Origin of the sequence: Streptomyces stelliscabiei (assembly GCF_014873495.1) — a bacterium.
GTDB classification, from domain to species: Bacteria; Actinomycetota; Actinomycetes; order Streptomycetales; family Streptomycetaceae; genus Streptomyces; species Streptomyces bottropensis.
Window position 1 is genome coordinate 1,032,609 of record NZ_JADBGF010000001.1, and the last position, 17,547, is coordinate 1,050,155.

At 73.3% G+C, this 17,547-nt stretch carries 16 protein-coding genes; 6 read left to right on the forward strand and 10 right to left on the reverse strand.

The annotated features are described in order from the left end of the window. Window positions 1-24: 24 nt before the first annotated feature. From H4687_RS04515 to H4687_RS04530, 4 genes are all read right to left on the reverse strand, one after another. Window positions 25-1,095, reverse strand: a complete 1,071-nt coding sequence (locus H4687_RS04515; protein ID WP_050398554.1) for an adenosine deaminase — start codon at window positions 1,093-1,095, stop codon at window positions 25-27. 93 nt (window positions 1,096-1,188) lie between these two features. Further along, a complete protein-coding gene (locus H4687_RS04520) occupies window positions 1,189-1,584 on the reverse strand; it encodes a VOC family protein (protein WP_046916770.1) in 396 nt (131 codons plus the stop codon). A gap of 188 nt (window positions 1,585-1,772) precedes the next feature. Next, the gene (locus H4687_RS04525) at window positions 1,773-2,981 is read right to left on the reverse strand and encodes a hypothetical protein (RefSeq protein ID WP_046916771.1); all 1,209 of its coding nucleotides are present in this window, start codon (window positions 2,979-2,981) and stop codon (window positions 1,773-1,775) included. Between the two features lie 192 nt (window positions 2,982-3,173). Next, window positions 3,174-4,061: a glycoside hydrolase family 19 protein gene (locus H4687_RS04530; RefSeq protein WP_046916772.1), complete on the reverse strand. Its 888-nt coding sequence runs from the start codon at window positions 4,059-4,061 to the stop codon at window positions 3,174-3,176. Between the two features lie 289 nt (window positions 4,062-4,350). Between H4687_RS04530 and H4687_RS04535 the strand changes: the two genes are divergently transcribed. Continuing rightward, window positions 4,351-5,394 (forward strand): acyl-CoA dehydrogenase family protein, encoded by a 1,044-nt coding sequence (locus H4687_RS04535; RefSeq protein ID WP_046916773.1) that lies wholly within the window; start codon window positions 4,351-4,353, stop codon window positions 5,392-5,394. A 56-nt stretch (window positions 5,395-5,450) separates the two neighbouring features. Then, window positions 5,451-5,951, forward strand: coding sequence for a GNAT family N-acetyltransferase (locus tag H4687_RS04540; protein ID WP_046916774.1), 501 nt, complete (start codon window positions 5,451-5,453; stop codon window positions 5,949-5,951). A 10-nt stretch (window positions 5,952-5,961) separates the two neighbouring features. On the opposite strand, the gene H4687_RS04545 is transcribed toward H4687_RS04540, so the two are convergent. From H4687_RS04545 to H4687_RS04560, 5 genes are all read right to left on the reverse strand, one after another. After that, window positions 5,962-7,113 carry an LLM class flavin-dependent oxidoreductase gene (locus tag H4687_RS04545; protein ID WP_046916775.1) on the reverse strand — a complete coding sequence of 384 codons (1,152 nt, stop codon included), beginning with the start codon at window positions 7,111-7,113 and terminating at the stop codon, window positions 5,962-5,964. 85 nt (window positions 7,114-7,198) lie between these two features. Beyond that, window positions 7,199-7,753: an NADPH-dependent FMN reductase gene (gene ssuE, locus H4687_RS04550; RefSeq protein ID WP_046916776.1), complete on the reverse strand. Its 555-nt coding sequence runs from the start codon at window positions 7,751-7,753 to the stop codon at window positions 7,199-7,201. A 333-nt stretch (window positions 7,754-8,086) separates the two neighbouring features. Next, the gene (locus tag H4687_RS48415) at window positions 8,087-8,170 is read right to left on the reverse strand and encodes a putative leader peptide (RefSeq protein WP_404819307.1); all 84 of its coding nucleotides are present in this window, start codon (window positions 8,168-8,170) and stop codon (window positions 8,087-8,089) included. A 238-nt stretch (window positions 8,171-8,408) separates the two neighbouring features. Then, entirely contained in the window at window positions 8,409-10,502 is a 2,094-nt protein-coding gene (locus H4687_RS04555) for an MMPL family transporter (RefSeq protein ID WP_046916777.1), read from the reverse strand. Between the two features lie 161 nt (window positions 10,503-10,663). After that, window positions 10,664-11,161, reverse strand: a complete 498-nt coding sequence (locus tag H4687_RS04560; RefSeq protein ID WP_078907297.1) for a MarR family winged helix-turn-helix transcriptional regulator — start codon at window positions 11,159-11,161, stop codon at window positions 10,664-10,666. A gap of 134 nt (window positions 11,162-11,295) precedes the next feature. Between H4687_RS04560 and H4687_RS04565 the strand changes: the two genes are divergently transcribed. Together H4687_RS04565 and H4687_RS04570 are read left to right on the forward strand one after the other, a co-directional pair. Further along, window positions 11,296-12,825: an SDR family oxidoreductase gene (locus tag H4687_RS04565; protein WP_046916778.1), complete on the forward strand. Its 1,530-nt coding sequence runs from the start codon at window positions 11,296-11,298 to the stop codon at window positions 12,823-12,825. A gap of 117 nt (window positions 12,826-12,942) precedes the next feature. After that, entirely contained in the window at window positions 12,943-14,304 is a 1,362-nt protein-coding gene (locus H4687_RS04570; protein WP_046916779.1) for a cryptochrome/photolyase family protein, read from the forward strand. On the opposite strand, the gene H4687_RS04575 is transcribed toward H4687_RS04570, so the two are convergent. Then, window positions 14,238-15,314, reverse strand: a complete 1,077-nt coding sequence (locus H4687_RS04575; RefSeq protein ID WP_046916783.1) for a MerR family transcriptional regulator — start codon at window positions 15,312-15,314, stop codon at window positions 14,238-14,240. The two genes, H4687_RS04570 and H4687_RS04575, sit on opposite strands and share 67 nt — an antisense overlap. 363 nt (window positions 15,315-15,677) lie before the next feature. Here H4687_RS04575 and H4687_RS04580 point away from each other — a divergent pair, with 363 nt between their 5' ends. Together H4687_RS04580 and H4687_RS04585 are read left to right on the forward strand one after the other, a co-directional pair. Further along, entirely contained in the window at window positions 15,678-16,133 is a 456-nt protein-coding gene (locus H4687_RS04580; protein WP_046916780.1) for an SPW repeat protein, read from the forward strand. Between the two features lie 126 nt (window positions 16,134-16,259). Next, complete coding sequence (locus H4687_RS04585) at window positions 16,260-17,510, forward strand: aminoglycoside phosphotransferase family protein (RefSeq protein ID WP_233443452.1); 1,251 nt, start codon at window positions 16,260-16,262, stop codon at window positions 17,508-17,510. Window positions 17,511-17,547 lie beyond the last annotated feature (37 nt).

Genomic DNA, 17,547 nt, shown 5'->3' on the forward strand with positions numbered 1-17,547 from the left:
CGGCCCGGGGACCTTCGGAGGCCTCTAGGAGGCGGAGGCGTAGCCCGGCAGGACGACGTCCTCGATGAGGGCGTTGCGCTCGTCGAACGGGACGAAGGCGCTCTTGAGGGCGTTGACGGTGACCGTGCGCAGGTCGTCGAGGGTCCAGCCGGCCTCGTCGACGAGCAGGGTCATCTCCCGGGTCATGGTGGTGCCCGAGACCAGACGGTTGTCGGTGTTGAGGGTGACGCGGAAGCCGAGGTCCTTCAGCGCCGTGATCGGGTGCCCGGCGATGGAGTCGGCGGCGCCGGTCTGGAGGTTGGAGGTGGGGCACATCTCCAGGGCGATCCGGCGGTCGCGGACCCAGGACGCGAGGCGGCCGAGCTTGCCGTCGACGATGTCCTCGGTGATGCGGACGCCGTGGCCGATGCGCTGGGCGCCGCAGACCTGGAGGGCCTGGTGGATGCTGGGCAGTCCGTGGGCCTCGCCGGCGTGGATGGTGAAGGGGACGCTCTCGCGGCGCAGGTGCTCGAAGGCGGCCAGGTGGTCGGCGGGCGGGAAGCCGTCCTCGGCGCCCGCGATGTCGAAGCCGACGACGCCGGCGTCCCGGAAGGCCACCGCCAGGTCGGCGGCCTCGCGGACCCGGTCGAACATGCGCATCCCGCACAGGATCGTGCCGACGCGGACCGGGGTGCCCTGGGCCGCCGCCTTGGCCATACCCGCGGCCAGGCCCTCCTGGACGGTCTCGACGACCTCGCTCATGGTGAGCCCGCCCGTCGTGTTCAGCTCGGGGGCGTAGCGCACCTCGCCGTAGACGACACCGTCGGCGGCCAGGTCGAGCACGTACTCCTCGGCGGCGCGCAGCAGTCCCTCACGGGTCTGCAGCACGGCGAGGGTGTGCTCGAAGGTGGCTATGTAGCGCACCAGGTCACCGGAGTTGGCGGCCTCGTAGAACCAGGTGGCGAGCGCCTCGGGGCCGGTCTCCGGGAGGGTGTGACCGACCTGCGCGGCGAGTTCCACGAGCGTGGCGGGGCGCAGACCGCCGTCGAGGTGGTCGTGCAGGACGACCTTGGGGAGGCGGCGGATGGTGTCGGCGTCGATGCGGGGCGCGGTCATGGCGTTCGTTCCTCGGCAGGTGGTGCGGTGGTGGGTCGGGGGCGGGTGACCGAGGGGCTCGGTCGGCGGCGGGACAGGTTCGGGCGGCCCGGGTCAGTCGGCGGCGGGCTGGAGGAGGTCCCAGCGGTTGCCGTACAGGTCCTCGAAGACGGCGACGGAGCCGTACGGCTCGTGGCGCGGTTCCTCCAGGAACGTGACACCGGCGGCCCGCATCCGGGCGTGGTCGCGGGCGAAGTCGTCGGTGTGCAGGAAGAAGCCCACGCGTCCGCCGGTCTGGTCGCCGATCCGGCCGCGCTGGGCCTCGTCCTTGGCCTTGGCGAGCAGCAGTCCGCCGCCCTGCCCCTCGTTCCCCGGCTCGACGACGACCCAGCGGCTCCCGCCCGGTCTCGGTTCGTCCTCGACGAGCCGGAAGCCGAGTGCCTCGGTGTAGAAGCGGATGGCCTCGTCGTAGTCGTCGACCACGAGGGTGACCAGGGCAATGCGTCTCATCGGGGCCTCTCGGGGTCGCTCGGGGTTCCCGGGAGGTTATACGTAACACGCACCGGACGGCAAATAGCATTTTTCCGGTACGGCCGCAGAGTCGCCGCGCGGCACGCCCGAGGCCCCCCGCCGCGCAGGGGGCCTCGGGGCCCGGCGGGCCGTAAGCCCTGATCACCCGGCGGGGCCGGGTTCCGGAATCACTCGCCCGGGGATGCCTTGCGCAGGGCGGCGATGCAGGTGCTGAGGGCCTGCTGGAGGTCCTCCAGGCGCTGGAGCATGTCGTCCTCGTAGATGGCGTCGAGGTCGACGGCGTCGTCGAGGGTCAGCTCCTCGAAGACCTTCGTCGCCTTCTGGAGGCTGCTGTAGAACTTCGTCCGGCGCTCCTGGACCCGCAGTTCGGGGTCCGCCTCGACGGTCTGGACGACGAGTTCCTTGACGGTGTCGTACGCCTCCGTCGCCCACTCGCCGGTGTCCTCGTCGTCGTCCAGCTCGTCGATGAGGGACAGGTGCCGCTCGGCCTCGGCGCGCAGCTCGGCGGTTGCGTCGATCACCTGGCCGGCCGGGGTCTTGACCTGCCCGTTCTCCACGATCTGCCGGACGTACCCGATACGGCTGGCCGCCTGGGTCTCGCTGGCGACGGCCTTCTTGAGCTCGTCGGTGCGGGCGATGTCGCGGGCCAGTTCCGTCTGGAGGGAGGGGTCCTCCTTCAGGCGGTCGAGGAGCGCGGTGCGGGCCGCCTGCGCGGTGGAGGGGTCGGCGAGGATCGCGGCGCGCAGCGCGGTGGGGTTCTCGGCGACCTCCAGCGCCTTGGTCGGGCGGATGCCCTCGGCCTCGGCCGCCGCCGTGATGGCGGTGCCGCGGTCGGAGGTCGCGCTGGAACGGGAGCTGTAGTACGACAGCCACACGTCGGAGTCGGGGAGGTCGATCTCCGCGCCGGGGGCGAGCGCCTCGAAGTGCGGGACCATGCCGTCGTCGGCCGCCCGGTCCCACGCCTTGTAGTACCGCATGACCCGCTCCGGCGAGCACTCGGCCAGTTCGGCGAACCGCTTCGCCGACACCTTCGCCGTCTCCCCCGCCGTCTCCCCGCCGGGCCGCACGCTGCGCGCCACCTTCAGCGCGAACGCCCAGCCGCCGGTGCGCGCGTACACCCCGAACTCCCGGGCATCACGGGCGACCCGCTCGTCCACGGCGTCGGCGGAGGTGTCCTCCTCGGGCGCCCGCGCCCCGGACGGCTGCGCCGGCACCCCGGCACCGGACGCGTCCTCGGACGCCGGCCCCTCGGCCGCGACGGGCTCTACCCAGAAACCCTCGTCCTGCGCCGGGATCGTCTCGGTGGCCTCCGGCGCGGCGGGGGTCTCGTCGGAGGGCGGTACGGCCGATGCGGAGTGGGCGGTGGCTACGCTCACGGGTGACGCTCCCGGGTGGTGACGAACGGCAGGGACAGAACAGGCAGCCTATATGAACCTGTTGACGCCGCTTTGCCCCGACGCCTCGCCCCCGGCGCACCGGAAGGGACAGGGTGTCGCGGGGCCCGGCCGTGACCGGCGGGACCCCGCGGGAAAGTCAGGTGCATGACATCCGGGATCGGTGTGCCGGCCTCAGCAGTACAGGTTGCCGCCCGCCGAGGTGCCGAGGATCTGGACGAACCGCTGGTACGCGCTGACCCGGCTCTGCACCTGCGCCGGGTTCTTGCCGTCGCACTCCAGCGAGCCGTTGATGCTGCGGATCGTGTGCCCGAAGCCCGCACCGGTGACCATCGCGTTGTGGCCGGTCATCGAGCCGGGGCCCCGCTGGGTGTTCCAGTACCACAGGGCGGTCTTCCAGGCGACGGCCGAGTCGTTCTGCACCAGCCAGGGGTTGCCCAGGAGGTTCAGGCCGAGCGCGTCGCCGGCCGCCTTGTAGTTGAAGTTCCAGCTGAGCTGGATGGGACCGCGCCCGTAGTAGGCCGCCTGTCCTGCCGGGCAGCCGTAGGACTGGCTCCGGTCGCAGTAGGTGGGGTAGTTGGCGGTGTTCTGCTCGACGATGTGGACGAGACCGCCGGTCTCGTGGTTGACGTTGGCGAGGAAGGCCGCGGCCTCCTGCCTCTTGACGGTGTCGCTGCCGGTGGTGGCGAAGGCCGGGTAGGCGCTCATGGCCGCCCGCAGCCCGCTGTACGAGTAGAACGAGTTCCGGTTGGGGAACATCTGGTTGAACTGTGCCTCGCTCACCACGAATCCGGAGGGGTTGCCGGGCCCGTTGTCACAGGCGTACGGCTCCCAGTACCAGGTACTGATGGTGGGGTCGTACCCCGGGTTGTCGTGCTCGGCAATGTACGCCTTGCCGTCGGTGTAGCGCACGATGTTGCCGGTGACGTAGGACTTGCCGGCCACCCAGCTCGCATAGCTGGAACAGGGAGCCGCGGACGCGCTCTGGGCGGGCAGCAGCAACGGTGTGGATCCGCCGATGACCAGCGCGGTCAGTACGGCGGAGATACGGCGCCTCGACACGGGACCAACTCCTTCGTGGAGCACGGCCGCACCCGGCGAGGACCCGAAGGCATGACGGGACGGGACCTCGCGCGCACGCACCGGCGGGGCCGGTCACGGCGTGGGGCGACGGCGGTGGGGGGTGTGGGGCACACTCAACCGCGTTGGTCTGTACCAGTCAAGGGTGTAGACCAGTCAACTCGTATGACGGCAGGTCAGGTGCGCCGCGAGAAGGCCGGCTGGAGAAAAGACGTGATGCTCCGGCCCCGATGATGTGATCTTTGGGGCAGGAGCCGGGGAGAATCACTCCATGACCACGTCACCGCACCCCCTCGTCGTCCAGGCGCGCCGACTCGCCGCCGAGGTGCTCGCGCCTCGGGCGGAGCGCGTCGACCAGGAGGGGGTGCCCGCCGACAGCGTCGAGGCGATCAAACGCTCGGGGCTGCTCGGGGTGAGCGCGCCGGTGGCCTACGGCGGGTCGGGCGCTCCCCCCTCCGTGGCGCGGGAGACCGCCGAGATCCTCGCGGGGGCCTGCTGCTCCACGTGGTTCGTGCAGACCCAGCACCACACGCCCGTGCTGACCCTGATGAAGAGCGAACTCCCCGCTCGTGAACGCCTGCTGGGGAAGCTGGCCGGCGGCGAGCTGCTGTCCGGCGTCGCGTACGCGCATCTGCGCAGGTACCCGCAGGTACCGGTCCGGGCGGTGCCGAAGCGTGGTGGCTGGCTGTTCCACGGCACGGTGCCCTGGTACACGGGGTGGGGCCTCAACGACGTGATGCTGCTGGCCGGGGTGACGGACGCGGACGAGGTGGTGTTCGCCTTCGCCGAGGCCAGGGAGCAGTCCGGGCTGAAGGCCTCCGCGCCCCTGCGGCTCGCGGCGCTCACGGCCGCCCGTACGGTCTCGCTCCACCTCGACGGGCTGTGGATCCCCGACGACGCGGTGGCCCTGCACGCCCCGTACGAGTCCTGGGCCGCCGGCGACCGCCCCAAGCCCACCAACGCCTCACCGGCGGTGTTCGGGGTCGCCGAGTCCGCCCTCGCCCTGCTGGACCAGGACGATCCCCTGACCAAGGGGCTGCGCCTGCGGGTGGACAAGGTGCGACGGCAGGCGTACGCCCTCGCCGACCATCCCGCGCCCCACGAGCACATGGAGGAGCGGCTCGCCCTGAAGACCAAGGCGTTCGACCTGATGCGCACGGCGACGACCGCCGCGGTCGTCGCCGGCGGCGGACGCGCGCTCGACCTGGACAACCGTGCGCAACGCCTGGCCCGCGAGGCCCTGTTCCTGCTCGTGCAGGGCCAGACCGCCGAGGTCCGCCGGGCCCACCTCGGCTCCCTGTCGGCCGCCTACTGACCCCGGGCGCCCCGGGCTCGTGCGAAGCCCGGCCGGTGCCATGTGATGCTGGCGTCATGACCGATCAGCGCGCTGTCTCCGTCGTCCGATGGCCGGGCCGCACCGCGTCCACCGGGGGCGGCCCGGCCCCGCTGCTGGCCGCCTACCACCTGCGGACGGAGGCCGAGAAGGGCGACCCCGTCAACGATGCGACGGAGCTGCCGGACCGCTACCGGGCGGAGATCACCGACCCGGGATCCGCGTTCGCCGGCGATGTGGTGCTGCTGGCCCTGGACGGTGACACCCCGGTGGGCTGCGTGGTGGTGACCGCCCCCACCGGGGGACGGTCGGAGATCAAGAGACTCTGGACGGACCCGGCGTTCCGGGGCCGGGGCGCTGCCACCGCCCTGCTCGACGCCGCCCTCGCGCACGCCGCCGACCTCGGCGCGGACACCGTACGGCTGTCGGTGTGGCAGTGGCGGGCCGGGGCCATCGCCCTGTACGGGCGACTCGGCTTCCACGTCACCGAGTCGTGGGACGAGCGGGAGCGACTGGTGTGCATGGAACGCGCCGTGTGATCGTCTCCGCTCACGCCGACCGACCGGCGAACGGCACCTGTGCCGAGGCGGCCGGCGGCGGGGTGAAGGGGTGCTGCCACAGGCCCTGGGCGGCGAGGCGCGGGAGGACGCCCTCGCCGAACCAGTACGCCTCCTCCAGGTGGGGGTAGCCGGAGAGGACGAACTCGTCGATGCCGAGGGCGTGGTACTCCCTGACGCGGTCGGCGACCTCGTCGTGGCTGCCGACCAGCGCGGTGCCCGCGCCGCCGCGCACCAGGCCGATGCCGGCCCAGAGGTTGGGATGGATCTCCAGGCCGGCCCGGCTGCCACCGTGCAGGGCGAGCATGCGCTGCTGGCCCTCCGACTCGCTGCGGGCGAGTCCGGCCTGCACGGACCGTACGGTCTCGGCGTCGAAACCGTCGAGCAGCCGGTCCGCCTCCGCCCATGCCTGTTGGGCGGTGTCGCGGGTGATGACGTGCAGCCGGATCCCGAAGCGCGGGGTGCGGCCCTCCTTCGCCGCCAGCCCCTTGATCCAGGCGATCTTCTCGGCCACCCTGGCCGGCGGCTCGCCCCAGGTGAGGTAGACGTCGGCGTACCGGGCGGCGATCTCCCCGGCGACGGGCGAGGAGCCGCCGAAGTACACCTCGGGCACCGGGTCGGGCAGCCGGGCCAGCCTCGCGTCCTCGACCCGGAGGTGCTCGCCGTCGAGGTCGACGGTCCCGCCCTCCCACAACCCCCTGACGACGTGCAGGAATTCGCCGGTACGACGGTACCGGGCGTCCTTGTCGAGGAAGTCGCCGTAGGCGCGCTGCTCGTGGCTCTCGCCCCCGGTGACGACGTTGAGGAGGAGCCGTCCGCCGGTGTGCCGCTGGAAGGTGGAGGCCATCTGGGCGGCGAGGGTGGGCGAGACGAAGCCGGGGCGGAAGGCCACCAGGAACTTCAGGCGTTCGGTGTGCTGACTGACCATCGCGGTGGTCAGCCAGGCGTCCTCGCACCAGGCACCGGTGGGGGTGAGCGCGCCGACGAATCCCAGGTCCTCGGCGGCGCGGGCGATCTGCCCCAGGTAGGCGACCGTCGGCGGCCGGTCCCGGCCGGAGGCGGTGGCGGGGGTGCCGTGGCCGCCGCCGACGACATGGCGGCTGTCGCCGTTGGTGGGCAGGAACCAGTGGAAGGTGAGGGACACGTGGGGTCTCCGATCAGGGGTGTCCGCGGCTGCGGGTCGTCCCGGTCGCCGTCCGGCCGGGTCCGGTCCGGCGCCGCGTCACGTGTCAGCTCGCGGCGGCCAGTACCGGCGCCGGGCCGAGGGCGGTGAGGAACTGGTCGACGACCTGGTCGAGGGCCTCGGCCGTGGCCGGGGCGACCGTGACCCTGCCGTCCTCCCCCACGGCGATGTCCTTGTCGAGGGTGAACCAGCCGGGGACGATGTGCCGGGCGCCCATGGAGCTGAGCACCGGCCGCAGCGCGTAGTCGATGGCGAGGACGTGGGCGGTGGTGCCGCCGGTGGCCAGGGGCAGCACGGTTTTGCCGGTGAGGGCGTACTGCGGGAGCAGGTCGAGCAGGGCCTTGAGGACTCCGGAGTAGGCGGCCTTGTAGACGGGGGTGCCGATGACGATCCCGTCCGCCCGCTCGAAGAGATCGGTGGCCTCGACGATGGCCGGATGCCTGAAGTCCGCTCCGAGCAGGGCCTCGGCCGGGATCGTGCGGATGTCGAGCGGGACGACCTCGTGGCCCTGGGCGACCAGACGCGCGTCGAGGTGGCGCACGAGCTTCGCGGTACGGGAGGAGACGGAGGGGCTGCCGGAGACGGACAGGACGGTGGCCATGGGCCCTCTTTCTGGGAGCACGGGGAGCCCGAGCGGACGGGCGCCCCGCAAGGAGGTGGTCTGAAGTACCGGGTGGGTCGGGGCGGTCGGCCCGCGCGCGCCCGTCCGTCCGTCCGGACGTAAACGGCTCGGACCCGGCCGGGGCATGGTCGAAGCCATTGCTCCGCTCGGTCCCGGTCGCGCAATGCCGCGGAATGTTTTCGGGCACGCCGAATTCGGAGTCAAGGGGGTGCGCGGGACGCCCGTAAAGGGGCGCGTTCGCTTCAAGGAGTGCGCGGGCAGGGTGAATTCAGGCGCGGAAAGCGAAAATGCGCGGCGGATCGGGAGAGGTGATCAGGCCACGGAGCGACAGGAGGCACTGGAGACGCGCGCGAGGTCGACATGGCGTCGCCGCGTGAGGTCCAGTCGCATCTTCATGGAGTCGATCGTGACAGCCGCCGACGACGACCGTCAAGAAGAACCCGACCGGGTCTCGTATCGCGGACCATCGCATGTCACGACGGCCCGTCAGGAAAACGCTGGAACGGGTCGGAAAGCGGCGCGCATTCGGCAGGCGCGTCGCCGACGGAACAGCCGGGTCGCACAACACACGGGTGCGTCACCGACCGTGGGGTGCCCGGGCTCGATTCGGCCCGGACACCCCATCGGTCATCGGTCATCGTTCACCGTGTGCCGCTGTCCCGCCCGACCCCACGCTCCCCGGCCACCAGGCGCGCTCGCCGAGGTCCCGTACCAGCGCCGGCACCAGGAGCGAACGCACCACGAGGGTGTCGAGGAGGACGCCGAAGGCCACGATGAAGGCGATCTGGGCGAGGAAGGCGAGCGGGATGACGCCCAGCGCGGCGAAGGTCGCGGCGAGCACCACGCCCGCGGAGGTGATGACCCCGCCCGTACTGACCAGCCCGCGCAGCACACCCTGGCGCGTGCCGTGCAGCAGTGCCTCCTCGCGGACCCGGGACATCAGGAAGATGTTGTAGTCGACGCCCAGCGCGACCAGGAAGACGAACCCGTAGAGCGGCACGGAGGGGTCGGTGCCGGTGAACCCGAGGACGTGCTGGAAGACGAGTGCGGAGACGCCCAGTGTGGCGAGGAAGTTCAGGGCGACCGTGGCGACCAGCAGGACGGGCAGCAGCAGGGAGCGCAGCAGGCCCGTCAGGATCAGCAGGATGAGGGCGAGGACGACGGGGACGATCAGCGTGCGGTCGCGTTCGGCGGTGCGCAGGGTGTCGTACTGCTGTGCGGTGTAGCCGCCGACGAGGGCGTCGGCGCCGGGCACGGCGTGCAGGGCGGTCCGCAGGCGGGCCACCGTCCGCTTCGCGGCGTCGCTGTCCGCGGCGGCGTCCAGGGTGACGTCGACCCGTACCCGCCCGTCGACGACCAGGGGCTCGCCGCCGGGTCGGCCGGTCCGGTCGACGGCGGCCGCCGTCGCGACGCCGTCGGTGTCCCGGGCCGCGGCGAGCACCCGCGCCAGCCGGTCCGCGTCCGCGACGACGACGGCGGGGTTGCCCGAGCCGCCGGGGAAGTGGTCGCCGAGGGTCTTCTGGGCGGCGACGGAGGGCGCGTCGTTGACGAAGGTCTCGTCCAGGGGGACGCCCTTGGAGGTGAGGGTGGGCGCGAACGCGGCCCCGGCCAGCAGCGCGGCCAGGGTCAGCGCCCACACCCGGCGCGGCGCCCGGTCGACGAGGCCCGCGACCCGCCGCCACACGCCCTCACCGGCCCGCGGGGCGGCGGCCGACGGACCGCCCGGCGCGGCGGGCCAGTAGGCGGCGCGGCCGAGCGCGACGAGGACGGCGGGCAGGAAGGTGAGCGTGGCGAGGACGGCGCAGCCGATGCCGATGGCGCCGACCGGGCCGAGCGCACGGTTGTTGGTGAGGTCGCTGAGCAGCAGGGCGAGCAGGCCGAGGGCGACGGTCGCGGCGCTGGCCACGATGGCGCCCCAGGACTGGCGCAGGGCGGCCCGCATGGCGGCGAACCGGTCGGTGCGCGCGCCGAGTTCCTCCCGGAACCGGGCGGTGAGCAGGAGGGCGTAGTCGGTGGCCGCGCCGATGACGAGGATCGACAGGATGCCCTGGACCTGGCCGTCCACGCGGACCATGCCCTGGTCGGCGAGCGCGTACACGACCGCGCAGGCGAGACCGAGGGCGAACACCGCGCCCAGGATGATCACCAGCGGGAGCAGCACGCTGCGGTAGACGAGGAGCAGGATCACCAGCACGGTCAGGAGCGCGACGGCGAGCAGCAGGCCGTCGATCCCGGCGAACGCGTCGGAGAGGTCCGCCTGACTGGCGGCGGGGCCCGCCAGCCGGACGGTGGTGCCGGGAACGCGTTCGGCCGCGGCCCGGATCCGCTCCAGGGCGCCGGGCAGGGCGTCGCCGAGGCCGGGCCGCAGCGGGACGACCCCGCGCAGTGCCGCCCGGTCCTCGGAGAGCAGGGCGGGTGAGACCTGTCCCGTCACGCCGGGAGTGCCGTCGAGCGAGGACAGTGCCCGGTCGGCCGCGGCGTGCCGCTCGGACAGGCCCTCGCCGGTCCACACGACGATCGCCACGAGCGTCTCGTCCTGCCGGAAGGCCCGCTGGGCGGCTATGACCTCGGTGGATTCCGCGCTGCGCGGCAGGAACGCGGCCTGGTCGTTGGTGGCGACCTCGCCGAGGCGTCCGGCGTAGGGGCCGAGGACTCCTCCTACGACGAGCCAGACGGCGATCAGCAGGAGGGGAACGAGCCGGCGGGCGCGTCGAGGGGTGGTGGACATGGTGCTCCAGGCTCCGGGGCGGACAGGTCGCCAACAGTCGACGAGACAACTAGCTCAATGAAAAACAATCTCAATCATTGAACTTATTGTGGGCGGCGATCATAGACATCACCCGTTCTTCCGCCCGCACCCGGCCCCTGGATGCACCGTGCCCCGCCCGGTCAGCGGGCGAGGTCGGGGCCGGCGCCCAGCTCCTCGTTCATCGCGGCGAGGAAGCGCAGCACCACGACCAGTTCGTCCCCGGTGAACCGCGAGCGGACGGCCTCGGTCGCCTCCGCGAGGGGCCGGAAATAGGTACGGGCGGCCGAGCGCGCGTCGGCCGCGTAGTACAGGTGGACCACCCGGCGGTCGGCGCTCTCCCGGACCCGGCGGACGTGTCCGGCGCGCTCCAGCCGGTCCACGCAGGCGGTGACGGCACCGGAGGTGAGGCCGAGGTGTTCGCGCAGACGTTTCGGTGTCATGGGGGCGTCCGCGTCCAGGATCGCCGCGAGGGCCTGGACGTCCGTCGCGTGCAGACCGTGATCGCCCGCGAACGCGTGCACCAGCCGGTTGATCTCGCCGTTCATCCGGCGCAGCGCGACGGCGAAGGCGTGCAGGTCGGTCGCTGCCGCGGGGCGGCCGGACCCGTCCCCACCCGCCCGGCGCCCGGGGTCGTTCACTGTGGCCACGCGGTCAGCGTAGCCGTCGTACCGATCACCCGATCGCGCGGCGGTACCCCTCCGGCGCATCCACGACCGCTCTCGCGGTGGAAGGGATGACGGGGGGGACGCCGACGCGAGGAACCGAGGAGCCCATGACGGGAGACGCACGCGACAGCGGACCGCTCTGCCTGGTGACCGGCGCGACCGGGTACATCGGCGGGCGGCTCGTCCCCGAGCTGCTGGAGGCGGGCCTGCGGGTGCGCTGTCTGGCCCGCTCACCGGAACGGCTGCGCGACCACCCGTGGGCCGACGACGTCGAGACGGTCCGCGGCGACGTCACCGACGCGGGGTCCCTGGCCCGGGCGATGCGGGGCGTCGACATCGGCTACTACCTGGTCCACGCGCTGGGGACCGGCAAGGACTTCGAGGACACGGACCGGCGGGCGGCGCGGATCTTCGGGGAGAGCGCCCGGACCGCCGGGGTGCGCCGGCTCGTGTACCTGGGCGGCCTCACCCCGTACGACGTACCGGAGCGGGAACTCTCGCCTCATCTGCGCTCACGTGCCGAGGTCGGCCGGATCCTGCTGGAGTGCGGTGTGCCCACGGCCGTGCTGCGGGCGGCGGTCGTCATCGGCTCGGGGTCGGCCTCCTTCGAGATGCTGCGCTATCTCACCGAGCGGCTGCCGGTGATGGTCACCCCCAGCTGGGTGCACACCCGCATCCAGCCCGTCGCCGTCCGGGACGTGCTGCGCGCGCTCGTCGGCTGTGCCCTGCTGCCGGACGACGTCAGCCGGACCTTCGACATCGGTGGCCCGGACGTCCTGACCTACCGCGAGATGATGCGGCGCTACGCCGTCGTCGCCGGGCTGCCGCACCGGCTCATCCTGCCGGTGCCGGTGCTCTCCCCGGGGCTTTCCAGCCACTGGGTCGGGCTGGTGACACCCGTGCCGGCCTCGATCGCCCGGCCGCTCACCGAGTCGCTGCGGCACGAGGTGGTCTGCCGCGAGCACGACATCGCCCGGTACGTGCCGGACCCGCCCGGCCACCCGGTCGGCTTCGACGAGGCCGTACGGCTCGCCCTGCGGAAGGTGCGCGAGGCCGAGGTCGCCACCCGTTGGTCGTCGGCCTCCCTGCCCGGGGCGCCCAGCGACCCGCTTCCCACCGACCCCGACTGGGCCGGCGGCAGCCTCTACACCGACCAGCGCACGCTGGGCGTGGACGCGCCGCGCGCGTCGCTGTGGCGGGTCATCGAGGGCATCGGCGGTGACAACGGCTGGTACTCCTTCCCTCTCGCCTGGGCCGTACGCGGGTGGCTGGACCGGCTCGCGGGCGGGGTGGGTCTGCGCCGGGGCCGCCGGGACGCCACCCGCCTGCGGGTGGGCGACTCGCTGGACTTCTGGCGGGTCGAGGAGATCGAGCCGGGGCGGCTGCTGCGGCTGCGGGCGGAGATGCGGCTGCCGGGTCTGGCGTGGCTGGAGATGCACGCGGAGACCGACGACACGGGACGCACCCTGTTCCGTCAGCGGGCCCTGTTCCACCCCCACGGCCTGCTCGGTCACGCGTACTGGTGGAGCGTGGCGCCCTTCCACTCCGTCGTGTTCGGCGGCATGGCCCGCAACATCGCGCGGGCGGCGGTGGCGGACGCGACCGCACGGGAGCGGGAGGGAGCGCCCCTGTCCTGATGTGCGCCCGGCGCCCGCGCCCGGCCCGTGCATCCGCCGGGTGCCCCGGGCCGGAAGCGGCCGATGCCCCCTCGTCCCCTCCCCTCTTCCCCCTCGTCCCTCTCCCCGGAGCCCGTCATGAACGTCTCGGTCGTCCTGTTCACCTGCGACTTGCGGTTGCACGACCATCCGCCGCTGCGCGCCGCCCTCGACGGATCCCGGCAGGTGGTCCCGCTGTTCGTGCGCGACCGGGCCGTGGACCGCGCCGGGTTCGCCGCACCCAACCGGCTGGCGTTCCTCGCCGACTGCCTGCGCGACCTGGACGCGGGACTGCGGGAGCGGGGCGGCCGGCTCGTGATGCGCTCCGGGGACCTGGTGGAGGAGGTGTGCAAGGTGGCCGGCGAGGCGGACGCCGACGAGGTGCACCTCGCGGCCGACGTCAGCGCCTACGCCCACCGTCGCGAGGAACGGCTGCGGCGCGCGCTGGAGGCCGAGGGCGTACGCCTGCACGTCCACGACACGGTGACGACCGCCGTGGACCCCGGCGCGGTGCTGCCGACCTCCTCGGACCACTTCGCGGTCTTCACGCCGTACTTCGCCCACTGGTCCCGGCGGCGGCTGCGGGACCCGTTGACCGCGCCGCGGACGGTACCCGTGCCGGACGGCGTCGGCTCCGAGGAACTCCCGTCCCGCGCAGGGCTGTCCGGCCTCTCGCCCGGCCTGGCGGCGGGCGGCGAGGCCGAGGGCCGTGCCCGGTTCGCGGCCTGGCTGCGGTCGGGCGTCGAGGCGTACGAGGACCGGCACGACGACCTGGCGGGTGACGCGACCTCCCGGCTCTCGCCCCATCTGCACTTCGGCACCCTCTCCCCCGTCGAACTCGTGCACCGCTCCCGCCGGGTGGGCGGTCCGGGCGCTGAGGCGTTCGTACGGCAGCTGGCGTGGCGGGACTTCAACCGCCAGGTGCTGGCCGCGCGACCGGCGGCGGCGACCGTGGACTACCGCGCCAAGCACGACCGTTGGCGGACCGCGCCGGACGAGGTCGAGGCGTGGCGGGCGGGCCGCACCGGCTACCCGGTGGTCGACGCGGCCATGCGCCAGCTCCGGCACGAGGGCTGGATGCACAACCGGGGCCGGCTCCTGACGGCGAGCTTCCTCACCAAGACCCTGTACGTCGACTGGCGCGTGGGCGCCCGGCACTTCCTGGACCTCCTGGTCGACGGCGACTTGGCCAACAACCAGCTCAACTGGCAGTGGATGGCAGGCACCGGCACCGACACCCGCCCCAACCGGGTTCTCAACCCGGTCACCCAGGCGAAGCGGTACGACCCGGACGGGGAGTACGTACGGCGCTGGGTACCGGAGTTGGCGGACCTCGCGGCACCGGCGGTGCACGAGCCCTGGAAGCTGCAGGGGCTGGACCGTGCCGCGCTCGACTATCCGGAGCCGATCGTCGAGCTGTCGGAGGGGCGGGAGCGGTTCCTGCGGGGGCGCAGTTCCTGATCCGGCCGGGCCGCTCGTCCGAAGAGGCCGGACAGTGCCTCCACCGCCTCTTCGAGCGAGGACGGCCGGACCGTCCCCGAGGTGGGGCGCCCGTGCCAGCCGGGGCCCCCGAGCACGACGAGCGGCCGGCGGCGGGCGCCCTTGACGCCCCAGCGCATGGCGGCGACATGGCGGGCCAGGGGCGGGCTCGCCGTGGAACGGGCCTGTGCCCACAGGACCACGGCCGCCGGGCCGAGCCGCTCGACCGCCGAGGTGAGCGCCTCGGCGGGGACGGCCGCGCCGAACATCCTGGCGGGCAGGCCCAGTTCGCCGAGCGCCGCGCCGAGCGCCTCCAGCGGGAGGCTGTGCTGTTCGCCGGGCACGCAGGCCAGGACGACCGGGCCCGGGGCGGTGGCGCCGTGCGAGGGTGCGGGCGCCCGGGTGTGGCGGCGCAGGGCGGTGGAGACGTGCCAGGAGAGCAGGTGCTCCACCTCGACGTAACGGTCGCCGGACGACGCCCACTTGCGGCCCACGGCGTGCAGCGTCGGCACCATCACGTCCTGCCAGGCCGCCGTGAGCCCGTGCCGCTCGACGGCACCGGCCAACAGGTCCTCCACCGTCGGGGCGTCGAGGCGTACGGCGGCGCGGGCGAGGCCCCGGCACTCCTCGCGGGTGCCTTCTCCCGGGGACGGCCGATCGGACGCGGACCGCCGCCTGGGAGGATCCCCGTCCGGCGCTCCCCCGCGCCCGTCCTCCGCGTCTCTCGCCGTCGGGGTCCCTGCCCCCGCGCGTGCCGCGCGGGCCGCCTCGCCGGGTGGCAGCCCGGCGGACGTCAGCCGGCACATCTCCTCCAGCACCGCCACGTCCCGCGGGCTCCAGCGCCGGTGCCGTCCGTCCGCGCGCACCGCGGGCCCGATGCCGTAGCGGCGGTCCCAGGACCGCAGCGTCGTGGGCGACACGCCCAGCCGTCGCGCCAGGGCACCGCTGGTCAGGCCCGGATCGGCGGGGTTCTCCTCCCCGTACGCACCCATGAGGGCGATCATACGATGCACAAACGATGCGAGGTGAGGGCCCGCCTCGCGGGCAACACGGTCACGCAAGCGTTCGATGCGCAAACGTTCTAGGCGATCGAGTGCATCCGGCTGCCGCCCGGCCGAAGAAGAAGCAGGCGCGGGGGCCGAACGACCGGGTCACTCCGGTCGACGGCGCGACCCCGCCAGGACCCGCCCCCGAGGAGCGGTCGGCGCTTCTCGGGGGCGGGTCCGCCCCCTGCACTCCCTCGACTCCGACGACTACACATAAAGGGAAAATAAGCGCAGAATGAACATACGCGGCGCTTACCGCACACCCCACCAGACGCGGTCAGGCCTGCAGAGTTCAAAGGAGTTCGAGTCATGGCCAACGTCTCACACAGGAGTGACATCACCAGCCACCCCGACGCACCCGAAATGCAGGCCCGGTTCGCCAGCATGCTCGGAGGCCGCGATGTGGCGCTCGTGGACGGACCGGTGTTCCTCCTCGGTCTGTACTGCGCCGTGTCCCCATGGATACTCCACTACACGACGAGCCAGCCGGCGCTCGCGTCCCACAACCTCGTCGTGGGCATCGCCATCGGTCTGCTGGCCCTCGGGTTCACCGCCGCACCGGAGAGAATGTACGGCCTGAGCTGGGCCATGTGCGCGCTGGGTGTCTGGATGATCGTCGCGGCGTGGATCGTCGGCGACAGCCCGGACGCCGGTGTCGTGGTCAACAACATCATCATCGGCTGCCTGGCACTGCTGCTGGGGCTGATGTGCGCAGGCGCCGCGGCCAAGGGCACCACGCATGCGGGCCGCACGCCACAGGTGTAGAACTGGACGCCCGCGAGGGGTGACGGCGGCCGACCCGCTCAGGCGGGCCGACCGCCGGCCGCCCGCCCCGGTCCGCGCACGGTTATTCGCTGGCCCGCCTTCGACCGAGACCCCCAGACTGCCGCCGTGAGTCGAACCTTCAGCGCATGGGTGACCTCGGGTGCGGACTTCCTCGGCGTCACCGGTCCGTTCCCCGTCGACGTTCCGTGGTGGGCCGAGGTCGAGCCCGTCGTGGAGCGACTGGAGCACATCCTCGGGGTCCCGGTGTTCGTGCTGCGCCTGCTGGAGGTGGACGGCGGCGAGAGCGGCTGCGACGGGCACGTGACGTACCACGTGGAGGCGTCGGGGCGCCCCCGGGCCGGGTCCCTGCGCCAACACCCCGTGGACCAGGGCATGTTGTGGACGGAGGACGCCCTGCGCTCACCCTGGGCGCGGGCCGACGGGCTGCGGGAACTGCTGGACTGGGCCACGCGCGCACTCGCCGCGCAGGGGCGGCCGGTGTTGGGGCCGGCCGAGCAGCGGCGGACGTGGAACCTGGCGGTACTCTTCCGGCTGCCCGCCGCCCGGGGGCCGGTCTGGCTCAAGGCGACACCACCCTTCGCCTCCGACGAGGCCGCGGTCATCGCCGCGTTCGCCGGGGTGGACACCGGCCTCGTGCCGACGGTCCTCGCCGTCGGCGAGCGGCGCGTCCTGCTGGAGCACATCCCGGGCGAGGACTGCTGGACGGCCGACGACGCCACGGTCGCGGCCGGGGTCCGCCGGTTCGTCGCCGCCCAGGCGGCCCTGGCCGGCCGACGCCCTCCAGGACTTCGCGACCGGCGGGACCGGTTCCTCGGTGATCTGGTGCGCGAACTGCTCGACGGGCGAGTGGAGTTGGGCCTCACCGACGAGGAGCGGGACCGGGCGCGGGAGCTGACGCACCGCTGGGACCGCCTCGCCGCATGCGGGCTGCCCGACACGCTCGTCCACGCGGACTTCCATCCGGGCAACTGGCGCAGCGACGGCCGGCCGCCCGTCGTCGTCGACTTCGCCGACTCCCACTGGGGCAACCCCGTGCTGGACTGTCTGCGCCTGCACGACTTCCTCCCCGAGGCGGTACGCCCGACGGCCGTCCGTGTCTGGGCCGACGCCCGGCGGACCCGCGTCCCCGCCGGCGACCCCGTCCGCGCGCTCGCCCTGGCCGAGCCCCTGGCGCACCTCTCGTACGCCCTGCGCTACCAGGAGTTCCTCGACGGCATCGAGCCGTCCGAGCGGCCGTACCACCAGGGGGACCCGACGTCGGTGATCCGGCGGGCGCTGCGGTGCGCGGCACACCCGAGCCCCGACTTCGTGCGGGCGGCCGACCGGAGGGGCCGTGCCGGGGAGCCGTTCGCGTGAGGACCGGGGAGCCGGCCGCATGACAAGCGGCGGGACC